This window comes from Ruegeria sp. BF7, assembly GCF_056538605.1.
On the sequence record NZ_JBQFTM010000004.1, the window covers coordinates 367607 to 382848 of the forward strand.

The following is a 15242-nucleotide window of genomic DNA, read 5'->3' on the forward strand; positions in this document are numbered from 1 at the left end:
CCGATGACAACCATCAACGGCGGAGAAGCCGTTTACCGCGTTTTGAAAGCCAACGGCATTGACACCGTGTTCGGGTTGCTGGGTGGATCAATGCTGGAACTTTATGATGCGATGTATAAGGGCGGCGAGATCGCCTATGTCGGTGGCCGAGATGAGCGGGCTGCAGGGCACATGGCCGATGCCTGGGCACGGATGACGGGTAAGCCCGGCGTGGTGTTGGGGGCGCAAGCCGGGCCCGGCGTCGTCAATATCGTGACTGCGGTTGCGGAGGCACAGCTGGCCTATTCCCCACTTGTGGTGATTGCCGGTGCGATCACCCGCGCTGATCAGTGCAAAGATACGTTCCAGGAAATTGACCAGGTGGCCTTGTTTGCGCCGATCTGCAAACGTTCCGTCATGGTCACCGATCCTTCACGGCTTGCCCCGATGCTGGAGGATGCAATCCGGCTGGCCAACACCGGGCGGCGCGGGCCAGTAGTGCTGCATGTCCCGCGCGATCTTTTTGCCGCTGACGTGCCAGAAGTCACGCCCAATCCGGTGAACATTGCCCGTCCGGGTCCGGCAGCTCCGGCAGATATCACCGCGATTTCCAGGTTGCTTTCGCAGGCCACGCGCCCGGTGATCTTTGCCGGGGGCGGTTTCAAATGGGGCGCCGGGCGCAACGCCCTGACAGCGCTTGCTGAAAAGCTGGAAGTGCCCGTGGTCGCCTCGACCGGGCATGCGGACGTAATGCGACATGGCCACCAGTGGTTTGCCGGTCAGGCAGGGCCGCGTGGCAACCGCGTCGCAAGCCGGTTGACCAAGGAAGCCGATGTGATGGTGGTGCTGGGCGCGCGGCTTGGCTTCAACTCCACATTCCATAGCCACGATTATGTCGGGAAGGACACCAGAATTGCCCATGTGGATGTCGAAGGATCCGCTGTAGGCCGCTACTTCCCAGCCGAGATCGCCGCACAGGGCGATGCCCGCCTGACCGCTGAGGCGCTGTCAAGGGCCGCTACCCGCCCGGCCTGCGAGGATTGGCGCGACACGTTCCGAGCCGACATGGAAAGCCTTGCTGCCGAGCGTGCCCAAGAGGCGGCACTGGACACGCTGCCGATGCACCCGCGCCGCGCGCTGGCGGAAATCCGCGAAACCCTGCCGGAAGACGCCATAGTGACGCTGGACACCGGCAACACCTGTTTGCAAGCCGCAGATCGGCTAGCGCATTACGCACCGATGAGCCTGATCACGCCGCTGGACTTTGGCCTTGTCGGCTTTGGCCTGGCAGCGGCCATCGGCGCCAAAGCTGCCGCACCCGATCGGCCCGTTGTGGCGATCATGGGCGACGGGGCCGCGGGATACACAATGATCGAGATTCAGACAGCCATTCAGCATGATCTGCCGATCACTATCATCGTGCTGGATAACCAGGCCTGGGGTGCCGAAAAGGCCTATCAACAAGAGTTCTACGGTGGGCGCTTGCTGGGCGCAGAAATCCAGTCACCACGCTATGACAAATTTGCCGAGCTCTGCGGGGGCAAAGGCATCTGGGTCGATGGCCCCGGTGGTATGAACCCTGCCCTGCAACAGGCCATCGCCTCGAACGAGACAACCGTTATTCAAGCCAGAATAGATCCCGGAGCGCTGATGACGCTGCGCAAGGATCTGTTCAAGGCCCAACACAAGGATTGACCGGATGACAAACTAGGATGTGATCATCATAGGGGCGGGCAATGCCGCGTATTGCGCGGCCCATACGGCACGGAAGAACGGGGCCATCGTGTTGATACTGGAATGCTCCAGCGAAGAGGAAAATGGCGGCAACTCACGCTACACCGCTGGGGCAATCCGATTTGCCAATGACGGGGTCAAGGATATCAGGGCGCTGTGCCCGGAGTTGCCCGGAGAACAGATAGCGATAACCGATTTTGGCACCTACACCACCGATCAAAACTTTGACAACATGTTTCGTGTCACCCGTTACTGCACCGACCCGGCACTAAGTGAACGGCTGGGATTACAACGCTCCTGAATTCGGCGATCTGGATGTCGGTGACGGGTTCCAGAAACCTTCACATCCCTGGGGGGATCATGGTCAACGCTACTGGTCGGTGATCTGTCGATGAAGGTGCGGATTTTCGCAACGATACCTAGGCCAAATACGGCCGCGTGATCCTAGATCTGTCGGATCAGTTTGCCTGCCAAATTTTCGAGGTCAAAGTCACTCATCTTCCGCGCGATGATTAGCCATGATTTCTTCAAGGTCGCGATAGGAGGCCGTGTAACGCAAATATAGAAACACGGCGTCCAAAACCACATCCTAGGGAAATGACAGCCTTTCAAAGCGACCATAATGAAACCTGCTCGAATTTGATTTCAAAGCAAAAGAACCAAGACACGCGCTTAGGTCAACTAACGCGCAATGGATTTTGGCTAGCCACAGCTTTTGTGCTTTCCAGAACAATATGAGCCGACCAAATCGACGTCGCGCCTTTACCTACAGTGCTTAGCGAGGCCGACACCTTTGATTGAAATCAAGGGCCGTGGCGAAGAGTTTCGGCATAGTAAGTTCGCTGTTTAGCCGGTATTCGGGAGTGTCATAATGGCAGTACTTATTGCCTACGGAACAATTGAAGGTCAGACGGCCAAGATCGCGAGATTCATTAGCGAAGTCTCAAAAGAAGCCGGATACGAAACAAGGCTGATAGATATCGGTCAACTGGCAGCCCCAGTGCCTTTGGAAGATGTGGATCACGTCATCCTGGCGGCTCCCGTACATGAACGCCGACACCCCGAGTCGTTTGAGGCGTTTTTGGAAAACCAAAATATCGCATTATCCGCGCGAAGATCACTTGTGCTTTCAGTCAGTCTAAAAGCAGCTTTTCAGAAAGGTCAGGAGGACGCGCGGGACTATCTCACCGAGATGCTGATGCGAACCAATTTCGAACCAGACGCTACCGCCTTGGTCGCTGGTGCCGTACGGCCAGATAATTACGGTTATTTTGAAAAAGAGATCGTTCAACACGTTGTCTTGCTAGGCCGGAAGCTTGATCCTCGAGATTGCGTAAGAGAATTCACTGATTGGGACGCGTTGAAAACGACCGTAACAGCTTTTCTGGACGAGTAATGCGACCGGTATTCTGAAGCAAGTAAAGCAGACAACAGCAAATTCTGACCGCGGGTACTGGTAGTCTTTGTGCACGCGGCCAGAAGTTCAGAGCTACTATTCCGGTTACCAATCTACGGTTTTCTGTGCGGTGTAGACAGGTGTCAGTTCGGGGTCGAAGGACCGGTCGAATTCCCGATAATGACCCTGCAACCCCCTATGAGGAAATTGTTGGATCAACGCGTAATGCTCGTGGATCATCTTGGTGAGACCGGTCCTGCCCAGAGACCATTTTGAATCTCGTTTGGAAAGCGTTCTGCCGGATCGTGGTAATTGTTGTACATTTCGTAGAAATGGAAATCCGGGTTGTTTGGTTTCAGGTTCCTTTTGACCTGATCCTTGCGCACGGCTTCAAGCCGACCGCGGTTATAGTGGAAAATGAAATCCCCACGTCCGGTACCTTCTCCAAAAAGCAAAAACCCACTCTGATCCACAACATCGATAACCCGGTGCCTTGGAATGTGATCCCCTGCATCTGTTAGGCGTGCCATCGTCATGAACCAGTCTGTTATCTGCATCAGGTCTAAAGGATCCTGTCCGGCTTCGATAATGCCGGGCTACCAAGTATCTGGTGGAACGGCTTTTGCAAACGTGAGCGAAGCTGATCGCGCCTGCCATCCAAAGGCAAGAGCGAGTGCCGTTGTAAGGCAACGAAAATCGCTTCCTCCTTCAATATAAGAATTATTGAACGCAGCTTTTCGGGCCGCTCTTCCTGTCGTCAACCGTCTGCCGCTTGCTCTAATTCGCGACCGTCATTGGGTTAGTTTCAAGCTCCCAGCTCCTTTTCGCGCAGGAAGCTTGCGATCACCATGCAGCTGTTCCGACGGCGTGCGTGGTCGTGGCGCTTCGGTGACGAAGATGTTCCAAAGTGCCTGCCCCATTCCAAAGAACAGGTCGAACCATCAAACTCTGGGATCAAACTCTTAGGAATAGGAACAAAGTTTCGAGGTCGAGAGCTTGGCTTTGACCAAGGCCTCGGCAAAGGTGACAGCACAGGCAACACCATCAACGACCGGTAAACCGAATTCCTCGGATAACTGTGACATCAAATCTGTCATTCCGGCACAACCCAGAACGATTGCTTCGGCCCTATCCTCATCAATCGCGGCGCGAATTTCGGCCCGTATCTTGTCGATGGTCGCCGGATCGTTTTCCTCGAGCTTCAGAACCGGCACATCCGATGCCCGTACCCGAACGCACCTGCGATCCAGCCCGTATCGCAGCAGATTTGCCTCCAGCCCTGCCAGAGAACGAGACAAAGTGGTGATGACGCTGAATTTAGGGCTGATCATGGATGCCGCATGATAGGCGGCTTCTCCAACGCCAATGACCGGCGCCGATGTGACACAGCGAACGGCGTCAACTCCGGTGTCATCGAAACAAGCCACAACAATCGCATCCGCGTCGGGATGCGCGTTCACAACCTCCAGCAGTCCGGGAATGCAGGTAGAGACATCCAGATAACCCTGAATACTGGCGGGACCGTGTTGTGAACTGGCAGCAAGGATCGTGGTTTCGGGATGCGCAGCAGCCCGCGCGGCCTCTTCGATCTTTCGGGTCATGGAACTTGTAGTGTTTGGATTGACGACAAGCAATTTCACAACGTCCTCACACTTCCCCGCCCAGATAGGCGGCCTTGATACGGGGATCCGTCAAAAGCTTTTTTGAATTGCCCGAGATCACGACGTTTCCGGTGGTCAGCGCATAGGCACGATGCGAAATCGATAGCGCCATACGCGAGTTCTGTTCGACCAACAGAACTGAAACACCTTCATCTCGGTTGATCGCCACGATCGAGCGGGCAATGTCCTGAACCAACTTGGGCGCGATCCCCAGCGAAGGTTCGTCCAACAGCAGCAGTCGCGGCTTGGCCATCAATGCGCGCCCGATCACCATCATCTGCTGTTCACCGCCCGACAGGGTACCCGCAGATTGGCTAAAACGCTCTTTCAAACGTGGAAACCGCTCCAGTACGGAATCCAGCGTGCGCTGCACATCCGCTTTATCCGAACGGGTGAATGCCCCCATCAGCAGATTGTCTTTGACCGACATATAGGGAAAGACGCGCCTTCCCTCTGGCACCATCGCAATGCCTTTCGAGACGATCTCTGCTGGATTTGTTCCGTCGATTTGTTCGCCCTCGAACGCGACTGATCCGGATTTGATCTTCGCCAGCCCTGTGATCGCCCGCAGGATCGAGCTTTTGCCCGCGCCATTGGCACCGATCAGGGCAACGGTTTCACCTTGCTCAAGGTCAATCGACACGCCTTTCAGGGCATAGACGTGATCGTAGTAGAGCTCGACATCTTTGAAGTCCAACATCTTGGTCATGGCTTAGATCCCGATCTCGTCATCGGCACTGCCCAGATAGGCTTCGATGACCTTTTCGTTGTTCTGGATTTCCTCCGGCGTGCCTTCGGCAATCATCTCGCCGAAGTTCAGCACAACGATCCGGTCCGAGATATTCATCACCGCAGGCATGTCATGTTCCACCAGCAGAACGGTCACACCACGGTCATCGCGCACCTTGCGCACCAGATTGACCATTTTCATTGTCTCGTCGTGGTTCATCCCGGCAAAGGGTTCATCCAGCAGCAGCACCTTGGGATCAGTGGCCAGACCAATCGCGATACCCAACGCGCGCAAATTGCCCTGTGGCAGGTTTGACGCCTGTTCATTGGCGATATCGGTCAGACCCAAGAATTCGATCAGATCGTCGGCATATTGCCCGAAGCTGTCGACATCCTCGTGGGCCGTCTTGGTACCCCAAAAGTAACCGGCCAGCGAGGCGCGCGCCCGCAGGTGCTGGGCGACTATAACGCTTTCTCGCACGGTCATAGACTTGAATATCGTCGTTTCCTGAAAGGTGCGAACAACACCTTTGCGCGCCACGATATGCGGCTTCAGGTTGGATATCCTTTCTCCCTCGAACAGCACCTCACCCGTCGTCGTTGGCAAGAAAGACGAGATCATCTTAAACAGCGTGCTCTTACCTGCGCCGTTTGGACCAATCACTGATAGGATCTCGTTTTCATTCACGTTGAACGAGATATCGCTGTTGGCGGTCAGGCCACCGAACTTCTTGGTGACGTGGCGGACTTCCAGAAGATGGCTCATTCGTCACCTCCTGTCTTGCCAGGCAGACGCAAGCTGAGCAGCCCGTTGGGCAGGAACAACATCAGGATGATCAGCAAGCTGGAATAGGCGAGCAACTGGAAGCGACCGAGTTCGAACAGCAGGTCCCAGCCGAAATAAAGAACCAACGTGCCAAGCATCGGTCCAAACACGTAACCCAACCCGCCAAGGAAGCAGTTCAACATGAAGTTTACACTGTCCGCGACCTGAAAGCTGGAAGGATAGACCGACTGCGCGATCGACCCGAACATTGCGCCGCCAATACCGCCCAAAAAGGACGAAATGGCAAAAATGATGATCCGGACATACGAGATGTTCACACCGATTGAGCTGGCCAGTTCTTCATTCTGCTGCATTGATCGACACAGGTGGCCAAGACGGGAGTTCACCAACCGATACATGGCGGCAAAGGTCAGGACCATCAACACACAGGCCGTGTAGTAGAAAGCCAGCCGTGGGTTCTCCAGCGTTCCAAAATCCGGGATCAGCGGAATGCCCAAGACTGACACCCCGCCCGGAAGCGGGATCGAAGTGATCCCCTTGGCCCCGTTGGTGATTGGAAGTGCAAGTGCGGTTAGGGTGACGACTTGCGTCAGCACAAGCGAGATCATCGCAAAATAGACGCCGCGCAGCCGCAGGATTGGCAGGCCTATCAGCACCGCCACTCCGGCCGCAAACAAGCCCGCCAGTGGGAGTGAAAGCCAAAAAGACATGCCTGCCTTGGTCACCAGAATGGCCGAAACATAGGCCCCGATCAGAGCGAAGGCACCCTGACCGATATTAATGCGACCGATATAAAAGGTCAGCCAGACACCGGCACTGGCGATGGACAGCAGTGCAACTGATGTCAGCGTGTAGTAAAGGTCTGACCGCCCTGAAGCCGCAACAAAGCCGGGGACCGCGATGAAGATGGCCATCAGGAAAACTGCCAAACCGGCCCATTGGATCATTGAAAATTTCGGCACTACGTTATCCCCACGGTTTGCCCATCAGGCCCTGCGGGCGGATGGCCAGGAAAATCATCAGCGAGACGAAGATCAACAGATAGGTGATGTCGCCATATTGCGACAGGACAGCCAGACCGATGGCTTCCATGAAGCCAAGGATGATCCCGCCAGCAATCGCACCGGATATCACGCCCGCACCGCCAATCATCACCATCATGAAGGCCTTGATCGAGGTCGGTCCTCCCATGCCCAGATTGACACCAGTGATGGTCACCAGCAGGCCGCCAACCAAACCGGCCAGCATCGCGCCCAATGCAAAACCAATCATGGAGTACCGGGCAACATTCACGCCCATCAGCTGGGCTGCGGTTCTGTCTTGCGCCAGCGCGCGCAAAGCTCGGCCGGTTTTGGAGTATTGCATGAACAGGATGAAGGTCACGATGGACAGTATGGCCAGCACACAAATCAGGATGCGGTCATAGGGCATGATCAGCTTGAAATCCCAGTTGAAGACGCCATTGACGATCTTTGGAACCCCGCGCTGTTTTTCTCCGAACACCAACAGGATCACCGCATCGAACAGAAAGGCCAGCCCTGCCGCCAGCAGCATTGTGCTTTCTTCGCGTGAGGATCGTCGTATGACCGGTGCGAACAGAAATCGTTCTATCAACGCTCCGAGCACGGCCAGGGTGATACAGGACGCTAGCAGCGCAAGGACGAAAGGCCAGCCGAGTTGTCCGTAGAAAGTATAAGTGACAAAACCGCCGAGAACGTACATCTGTCCGTGAGCAAAATTCAGTACGTTCATCAGGGCAAAGATCAGCGTCAATCCCAAGGCGATCATCGCATATTGCGCGCCCAGATAGATGCCATTTGCTAGTATCTGTTCCATGAGTATCCCGCATATGGTTCGGGTATCCCGGGCTGATCATCAGCCCGGGAGTGAGGGGGGGCTCGTTAGGCTTTTACCTTGTTGGGGAAGTGTGCCTCAGTCGACTTCAGCGACAAAGAGCGTTTCAAACTCTCCATCCTGATAGACATTCACCACCAGCGGTACGGCAATCTGACGTTTTTGCCCGAAAGATGTCGTGCCGACATACCGCATTTTTGCATCACCTTTCATGAAAGGGTTCGGTGCTTCGAACGTGTCCATTGTGGTCTGGAACGCCTTCACATCGTCGATGCCCGCCGGGTTCGCATTCAAAGTCGCCAGAATATATTCAAGCGCGTAGACTTTGGTGTTCGACTCGTCGTTATATTCGCCGAACATATCTGTGTATCGCGTCACGAACTCTTTCATGTCGTCCGATGCGATCTCGGGTGTTGAGGCGCCACCGACGGAAATGAAGCCATTGGCCAATTCCCCTGCCCCTTCCCGTAGTACCGTTGCGTCCTGTGCAGTTTCGGTCGAGATAATGCCCTGAAACCCAAGTTCACGCGCTGACCGGATCAATTGAGGTGCATTGGCTGGGGAGACACCCGACAGAACCAGCAGATCAGGTTGCGTTCGCATGACAGGCGTCAGCACCGGAGTAAAATCTGTTGTGTCCACCTGGTAGGTGACATTGTCGGAAACAACTTCAAGTCCCAGTGCCTTCGCGGCTTCGACACCACCGTCTCGCTGGCTTAACGGATCGGATTCGTTCGCGGCGACGAAGGCAACGGAAGTCACGCCTTTTTCGTCCTTTAGGTATTTGTAGATTGCCGGGCCGGACTGATAGTTCGCGACCATACCCAGAACGGCATTTGATGCCGGAGCGGTATAGAGCTCTTTGGGGAACGCATAGGGAAAGTACATGATCCCCTGTGCTTCGGCGACAGGACGAACCGCTGCGGCACCATCGTCAACATTAGGCCCTACGACATAGTGAATCCCTTCCTGAGCCATCTTTTCCATGCCAGCGATCGCACGCTTGGGGTCTTTCTGGTCGTCGAAGGATACAATTTCAACGTCATAGGTCGTATCGCCGATTTTGTATCCTCCAGCTTCGTTTATCCATGCAGCACGGGCCTCCATTGATCGCTGGTTAGAGATACCCCAAGCTGCGGCTGGCCCCGAAGTGACACCTACAAAGCCAATCTTCAGCACTGGGTTTTCGGCCCAAGCCACGGATCCAAGGACAGATGCGGTCACAGCTAATGCGACTGAGGATTTCATCAGGTTTCTACGTTTCATTCTTTCCTCCCTATGAGGTCTCGGCGCCTCTCTTGGGCGCTTGGCGAAGTGTATATTGCGACCGGTCGAATCCCGGAATGCACCTAGGATACTGCATTGTTAACAATCTGTGTCAACATTTATCGTTAATACGATCATTGATATTGTGAACGGAAATCCAATATATTGTCAGTTAGAAATTGTACCGCTAAGTACGACAGACATGTATTCCAGCCAAATCGGAACGAGATGACAGACGCCCAACAAAAACTCGACACCCTCCAATCCGACCCGGATGAGCAATTAATCGTTGACCGAATTTATTCCGCGGTCATGGAACAGAAGCTGGCTCCCCGAACAAAGTTGAGTGAACAAACCTTATGTGAGACCTTTGGCGTTGGTCGCATGCGCGTCCGCCGAGCATTGTTGTTGTTGAGCAGCCAAGGCATTGTTGAACTGCGTTCCAACCGCGGCGCATTCATTGCCTGCCCGAGCCCTGACGAAGCCCGAGAGGTTTTTGAAGCCCGCCTGATGATCGAAGCGGGTATCGTACGTGAACTGACGCGTGAGATTAGCCGCTCAGGCATCAATGCACTACGGACACATATCAAAAAGGAAGATGCGGCTCGGGCAAGGAACGACCAAACTGAAATTATCAGACTCTCTGGTGAATTTCATGTCGAGTTAGCTAAATGCCACAACAACGTAGTACTCACCCGCGTCGTTAGGGAACTGGTGACCCGGTCTTCTCTAATAGTGGCACTGTTCGGAACCAATAAAGATACATCCTGCCCCGATGATGAGCACGCATCGATCATTGACGCAATCGCGAGTGGTGACCCGCAGTCTGCACAAGACAGCATCCAACACCACCTACTTCACGTCAAAAACAGCCTGGATCTGAAGCAAATCCAAAAGGTTGAACCAGATCTTGCCAAGATTCTCACCGGGCGCATGTAGTTTTGTTTCTACACAATACCTCTACCCAGCCAGCTACTGGAAACATCTATCCTGCAATCTCAGCAAACATCCGAATGCCAGAGGTCGTAGCGCTAGAGAATTGCAGATTTCGGATCATATCGGCCACCTCAAGGCCATCCAATGTGGCTGAGGCGGGTCGAACGACTCAAACCCACGCAAGTGCCGAACACGCCGCTTTATGAACCGACGATCCTGTTCGATCATATTGTTCAGATACTTGGACCTGATTGCCAGTACTTTGGCTGGGCATCCAATTCGCCTCAGAATTCAGTTCACTTCTGGAATACCGACCGCGTTAGCGCAGCGTATGTCGATGACGACCCTGCTCGGGATTCCATTTGACGGCAGCGTTATGTCAAAGAACCCGGCAGCTGCTAGACGGTTCCTTCGCTCGGACAGCACGAAATCAAGGATGTTTCCTGCTTTTTCGACTGCTGAATAAAGATACACCTATTTGCCGCGAACACGTATGTAGGTCTCGTCCATTCTCCGGAACTTCTGTGTTGGGCGTTTCTTCGATTGCGCCCGCGCGGCGACAATGTGCGAAAATTTTGCAACCCATCTGTTGAGTATTAGCGTGGTCAACCAGCACACCGCGTTCAGCCATGATCTTTTCCAAATCCCGATATGACACCGTGTGCCGCTTATAGAAGTACACAGCGTACGAAACCGCATCCTTGGGGAAATGGAAGCCTTTCAATGCGATCTATTTGAGGTTTGTTCGAAATCTATTCGACGGGAACAAACATCAGACACGCATGTTGGTCAATTGGGTCTCGTAGGTTGCGACACGTCCCAGAACCCTCATCTGAGGTTCTGTTGCAAAGTTTTGACCATTGACCGGATCTGTTGCGAAGCTTCTGACTGAACGAAGAGTTTACAGCGAACCCGCGGCTTATGCCGCCAGTTCTGCAAATCGACGAAACGGACAGGTTCCGGGTGAGAGTCGACCTTTGCGGATCATGTGCGCCACTTCGATTCCGTCCAGTGTTGCCGCCGCTGAAGCAAAGGCCTTGAACCCCAGCATTGGCCGTGTGCGTCTCTTGATGAAACGGTGGTCCTGTTCCACGATATTGTTCAAGTATTTCCGCCTCACCATCTCAATTGGGATCGGGTAGCCAAAGCCCTTAAGCGACTTGTTGATGGTTTAATTGTTGGCTGTGTTCGCACCGCACTTGTCGATTACGATCTTTCGTGGATGACCAGTGCATTCAAGCATTTGAGCGAAGAATTTCGTAGCGGCAGGTTTGTTCCGATGACCTGAAAGCATGAAGTCCAATGTCCTGCCGTGTTTTTCGATCGCTGGGTAGAGATAGACCCGCGCACCTTTCACCTTGATGTAAGTTTCATCCATTCGCCAGGAGCGGTCACACGGTCCCTTGCGCCTGCGCGCGACTTCGGCGATTGCACTAGCGTATTTTGTCACCCAACGGTTCAGCGTCGTGTGATCTACCGCAACGCCACGCTCGGACATGGTTTCCTCAATATTACCGTACGACACGCCATATCGAACATAAAAGAAGACCGCGCACATGATCACGTCATTTGGATAATGTACACCTTTGAAAGAGATCATGAATCGACTTTCGACCAGTTGGGACCGAAAGCCATCCACGCGCTAAACCCCAGCGCGTCAACAGCCATAACTTTGTAACAGACCCCCCCCTCATGTCCTGGTGCTGGATCACTAGCAGCAGACCAAAAAAAACGACATTGGCTACTTGCAGTATGATGCTGAATCTTCAAGCTGCCTGGTTGGCGGCTTTCCAGGCGTCAAATGCCTCGAGACGGTGGTAACGAATCGTTAAGGCGAAGCGGCGGCGAGCGGGAACGCTGAAGCAATTGAGGATGGTTGAGTGGGTCGCTGATCAAGCGAGCCGATGTCTAGCTTCTCTTTTTCTCCCGAACGTTTCGTGGTTTCCTTTGCGAACTCAAACTCGCGACGTCCGTTATATGGTCTCGAAAACAATATTTGGAACAGAAACTGACAAGAAACGTTGTTGTTTCGGAACAAGTTTAACTGAGTTGGATGCATAAATGAAAAAAGTAGCAATGAAGTTTTTCAAGGCCTGCCTAGTATTCAGCTTATCATGGTCGGCGCAAATTGTAATTCCAGTAGAATGGCAAGTGTCCTTTGTTTCTGTCGCATGGGCAGACGATGAAGGTGACCGGGACGACGACAGAGGCGATGATCGGGACGACGACGGAGGTGATGATCGAGACGATGATCGGGGTGATGGCAGCAAGCGGGATAGTCGAAGTGACGGCGGAGCAGTAAACGGCCAAAAATCCTCTGGGGAAAACCCGTTCGACAACCTTATCAGACGGCTGACCAATCGACCGCCAACACCTCGACCAGCACAGGCGCCAACCCCAACTCGTACGCCCATCGCGCTGCCAACGCGCGCGCCGTTCGAAATAGTTGTTGCGGATGCATCGACTGAGGATCTGGAACAACTTCTGTCCGAAGGATTTACAATCGCCGCAACAGAAACTCTTCTGGCGTCTAATCGTGTTTTGACACGGCTGACTTCACCGAGCGGGTTAGAACTGGAAGCCGCCCGAGATCGGGTCCGCGCCCTGCCTTCGGGCGGTATTGCGGATTTCAATCACTTTTATCGCTTTGAGCAAAGCGAAACACGAGTGGCTTCATCGGGCCCGTGTTTGCATGAAAACTGCCCTGCCTGGGAGATGGTTAATTGGCCAAACACAAGGCACGCCGAAGCGACTTGTCCCGTGCAAGTCCCGGTGGGAATGATTGATACTGGGATAAATTCTGAACACGAAATCATGGCTGGTGCGCAGCTGGAATTGATTCAATTGGCGGACCAAACACTTGCCCCTTCAAAAGCAGTTCACGGCACGGCGGTGGCATCCCTTATGGTCGGCGATTCGGACAGCCGTGTGCCTGGGTTGATCCATGGGGCGAAAGTCATCGCGGTGGATGCATTTGCGCGTAAAGGCTCGGATGAACGCGCGGATGTGATCTCTCTTCTGCGCGGGTTAGATGTGTTGAAGGCGCGTGATGTACGTGTGATAAACCTGTCACTGGCGGGGCCCAGAAACAGCCTACTTGAAGATTTTGTCAATCAGATGGTGCAGGAAGACGAGATCGTTCTGGTCGCAGCGGCAGGTAATGAAGGACCGTCTGGCGAACCGATGTTTCCCGCGGCATTTGATACCGTGATCGCCGTGACAGCTGTGGATGCGCGGGCTCGCATCTATCGAAAAGCGCAGCGCGGGCCGCAAATCGACATAACCGCGCCGGGCGTAAACATGTTATCTGCCACATCAATTCGTGGCGCGCGCCTAAAGTCGGGGACATCCTTTGCGGTTCCCTTCGTCACCGCGGCGGTCGCAATCATGCTCTCACAGGACAACACTCTGTCACCGAAACAAATCCGGGAGCGTCTGGAAAACGCCGCGCAGGACCTCGGCGCGCCCGGATACGACGAGGTGTTTGGCCATGGCCTGCTGAATGCCGCCTCATTGTGCTAAGGTGCCCAGCCACCCGTAATCAAGTCTGCCTCTAGAGCGGGAGCAAGTGCATCGCCTGCCCCCAACCGGTCCAGAAACGGCATCAACCCCTGCATTTCTGCGCCACTTGCAGTCACAAATCCATCCTCGGTGCCTGATGCGGACAGCGGTTCTGACATCGTCACCTCAACCACCCACGTGCCGGAGGTGATACATGCAATGCCAAGGTCGATACGCTGGTCTGCACGGTTGATGAATTCAAATTCCCGGCAATAGCCGTCTGAGATCGGAAGCGTAGCAAGGACCATAAAGTCCTGACCTGTGGCGGTTGTCTCGGGAATACCCGATGGCAGACGGTTCAGCGCCGACGCCAGTTCCGACCCATTGACGACTGGTCCCACGGTCACGTTTGTCGTATCGATTGGGGCAAATAAATTGGGGGCTACAAAAACCGCGAGTGCCACCATCGCCGCTACGGCCGTGCTCATCCACACAACGGGTCGCTTAGAAAAGGGGAGGACCTTCGCCGTCTGTGTCGTGCCCAGAATGGTGTCCTTGATCACTTGCGGCACCAGTTCATCCAGAGGATCGCTGAAGGCCCGCGACAGCGCTTCGTTTGCGGCCATTAGATCGTCGACATAGGCCTGATCTTGAGGGTGGTCAGCCAGATGGATCACAATGGCTGCAGCCTCTTCAGGCGACAGTTCTCCGTCAACAAACGCAGCGAGGAGGGATTGGTCAATTAATGGATTTGCAGTCATTGTATCGACCCTTTCGTCATCCCCAATAGTGGTAGCAATGCTTCTCTGGCCCTCGATAAGCGGCTCATGACGGTGCCAACGGGCACTTCCAGAACGTCTGCGGCCTCTTTGTAGCTCAAACCCTCAATCGCGACGAGGGACAGAACAATGCGCTGCTTTTCAGGCAGCGCAGCCATGGCAGTCCGGGCCACGTCCAGCATCATTCGATCCTCAGGCTGGCGCGCGGCAAGGCCTTTGTCACAAAGACCGGCAAGCTCGGGATCAACCGAAGCCCCCCGCGTTTTGGCGCGCCTACGGTCATCGATCCACAGGTTTTGGATAATTCGGTACATCCAACTGTCCATGCGCGTCCCTTCGCGAAACTGCGCCGCGTTTTTCAACGCTTTTACACAGGCTGACTGCACCAAATCATCGGCGTCCGGTTTATTACCCGCAAGTGACAGCGCAAACCGGCGCATTTTCGGCACCAATGCAACCAAGTCTCTTTGGAACCGGTTCGTCATGCGGTCACTCCTGTTTCGCTTCTCTTCAATAACAACGGATCGTCAGAGGTGGTATTCCATATGATCCAAGAAAAAACGAAGAACTGCCGCGGCAAAACCCGAGGCGACGTGTTTTGGCCTGCAGCGAAAAAAGTC

Annotated in this window: 14 protein-coding genes and 3 pseudogenes; 5 read left to right on the top strand and 12 right to left on the bottom strand. The window is 54.3% G+C overall.

All coding sequences use genetic code 11. The annotated features are described in order from the left end of the window. Nucleotides 1–3 precede the first annotated feature (3 nt). From ACR0IK_RS12300 to ACR0IK_RS12310, 3 genes are all read left to right on the top strand, one after another. Nucleotides 4–1674 (top strand): thiamine pyrophosphate-binding protein, encoded by a 1671-nt coding sequence (locus ACR0IK_RS12300; protein WP_480641702.1) that lies wholly within the window; start codon nt 4–6, stop codon nt 1672–1674. A gap of 19 nt (nt 1675–1693) precedes the next feature. Beyond that, a complete protein-coding gene (locus tag ACR0IK_RS12305) occupies nt 1694–2014 on the top strand; it encodes an FAD-binding protein (protein ID WP_480641703.1) in 321 nt (106 codons plus the stop codon). A 570-nt stretch (nt 2015–2584) separates the two neighbouring features. Beyond that, nucleotides 2585–3109 (top strand): flavodoxin domain-containing protein, encoded by a 525-nt coding sequence (locus ACR0IK_RS12310; protein WP_480641704.1) that lies wholly within the window; start codon nt 2585–2587, stop codon nt 3107–3109. Between the two features lie 236 nt (nt 3110–3345). On the opposite strand, the gene ACR0IK_RS12315 is transcribed toward ACR0IK_RS12310, so the two are convergent. From ACR0IK_RS12315 to ACR0IK_RS12345, 7 genes are all read right to left on the bottom strand, one after another. Then, a complete protein-coding gene (locus ACR0IK_RS12315) occupies nt 3346–3666 on the bottom strand; it encodes a hypothetical protein (RefSeq protein ID WP_480641705.1) in 321 nt (106 codons plus the stop codon). A 405-nt stretch (nt 3667–4071) separates the two neighbouring features. Beyond that, nucleotides 4072–4749: an aspartate/glutamate racemase family protein gene (locus tag ACR0IK_RS12320; RefSeq protein ID WP_480641706.1), complete on the bottom strand. Its 678-nt coding sequence runs from the start codon at nt 4747–4749 to the stop codon at nt 4072–4074. Between the two features lie 7 nt (nt 4750–4756). Then, nucleotides 4757–5479 carry an ABC transporter ATP-binding protein gene (locus ACR0IK_RS12325; RefSeq protein ID WP_480641707.1) on the bottom strand — a complete coding sequence of 241 codons (723 nt, stop codon included), beginning with the start codon at nt 5477–5479 and terminating at the stop codon, nt 4757–4759. A gap of 3 nt (nt 5480–5482) precedes the next feature. Next, nucleotides 5483–6265, bottom strand: a complete 783-nt coding sequence (locus ACR0IK_RS12330; protein ID WP_480641708.1) for an ABC transporter ATP-binding protein — start codon at nt 6263–6265, stop codon at nt 5483–5485. Next, nucleotides 6262–7233, bottom strand: coding sequence for a branched-chain amino acid ABC transporter permease (locus ACR0IK_RS12335; RefSeq protein WP_480641725.1), 972 nt, complete (start codon nt 7231–7233; stop codon nt 6262–6264). The genes ACR0IK_RS12330 and ACR0IK_RS12335 overlap by 4 nt, the downstream gene beginning before the upstream one ends. 19 nt (nt 7234–7252) lie before the next feature. Then, on the bottom strand, nt 7253–8122 hold the full coding sequence (locus tag ACR0IK_RS12340; protein ID WP_480641709.1) for a branched-chain amino acid ABC transporter permease: 870 nt from the start codon (nt 8120–8122) through the stop codon (nt 7253–7255). 96 nt (nt 8123–8218) lie between these two features. Beyond that, nucleotides 8219–9406 (bottom strand): ABC transporter substrate-binding protein, encoded by a 1188-nt coding sequence (locus ACR0IK_RS12345; protein WP_480641710.1) that lies wholly within the window; start codon nt 9404–9406, stop codon nt 8219–8221. A 228-nt stretch (nt 9407–9634) separates the two neighbouring features. Here ACR0IK_RS12345 and ACR0IK_RS12350 point away from each other — a divergent pair, with 228 nt between their 5' ends. After that, a complete protein-coding gene (locus tag ACR0IK_RS12350) occupies nt 9635–10345 on the top strand; it encodes a GntR family transcriptional regulator (RefSeq protein WP_480641711.1) in 711 nt (236 codons plus the stop codon). 46 nt (nt 10346–10391) lie between these two features. On the opposite strand, the pseudogene ACR0IK_RS12355 reads toward ACR0IK_RS12350, so the two are convergent. The 3 pseudogenes from ACR0IK_RS12355 to ACR0IK_RS12365 form a co-directional block, all read right to left on the bottom strand. Next, nucleotides 10392–11072: pseudogene (locus tag ACR0IK_RS12355) on the bottom strand (IS6 family transposase). A gap of 189 nt (nt 11073–11261) precedes the next feature. Further along, nucleotides 11262–11942, bottom strand: a pseudogene (locus tag ACR0IK_RS12360) (IS6 family transposase). A gap of 166 nt (nt 11943–12108) precedes the next feature. Continuing rightward, nucleotides 12109–12222, bottom strand: a pseudogene (locus ACR0IK_RS12365) (IS6 family transposase); the annotation flags it as partial. Nucleotides 12223–13120: 898 nt separating this feature from the next. Between ACR0IK_RS12365 and ACR0IK_RS12370 the strand changes: the two are divergent. After that, a complete protein-coding gene (locus tag ACR0IK_RS12370; protein WP_480641712.1) occupies nt 13121–13864 on the top strand; it encodes a S8 family serine peptidase in 744 nt (247 codons plus the stop codon). Here ACR0IK_RS12370 and ACR0IK_RS12375 read toward each other — a convergent pair. Both ACR0IK_RS12375 and ACR0IK_RS12380 read right to left on the bottom strand, forming a co-directional pair. Further along, entirely contained in the window at nt 13861–14604 is a 744-nt protein-coding gene (locus ACR0IK_RS12375; protein WP_480641713.1) for an anti-sigma factor family protein, read from the bottom strand. The genes ACR0IK_RS12370 and ACR0IK_RS12375 overlap by 4 nt on opposite strands. Next, nucleotides 14601–15107, bottom strand: a complete 507-nt coding sequence (locus ACR0IK_RS12380) for an RNA polymerase sigma factor (RefSeq protein ID WP_480641714.1) — start codon at nt 15105–15107, stop codon at nt 14601–14603. Before ACR0IK_RS12380 ends, ACR0IK_RS12375 begins: the two co-directional genes overlap by 4 nt. Between the last annotated feature and the right edge of the window lie 135 nt (nt 15108–15242).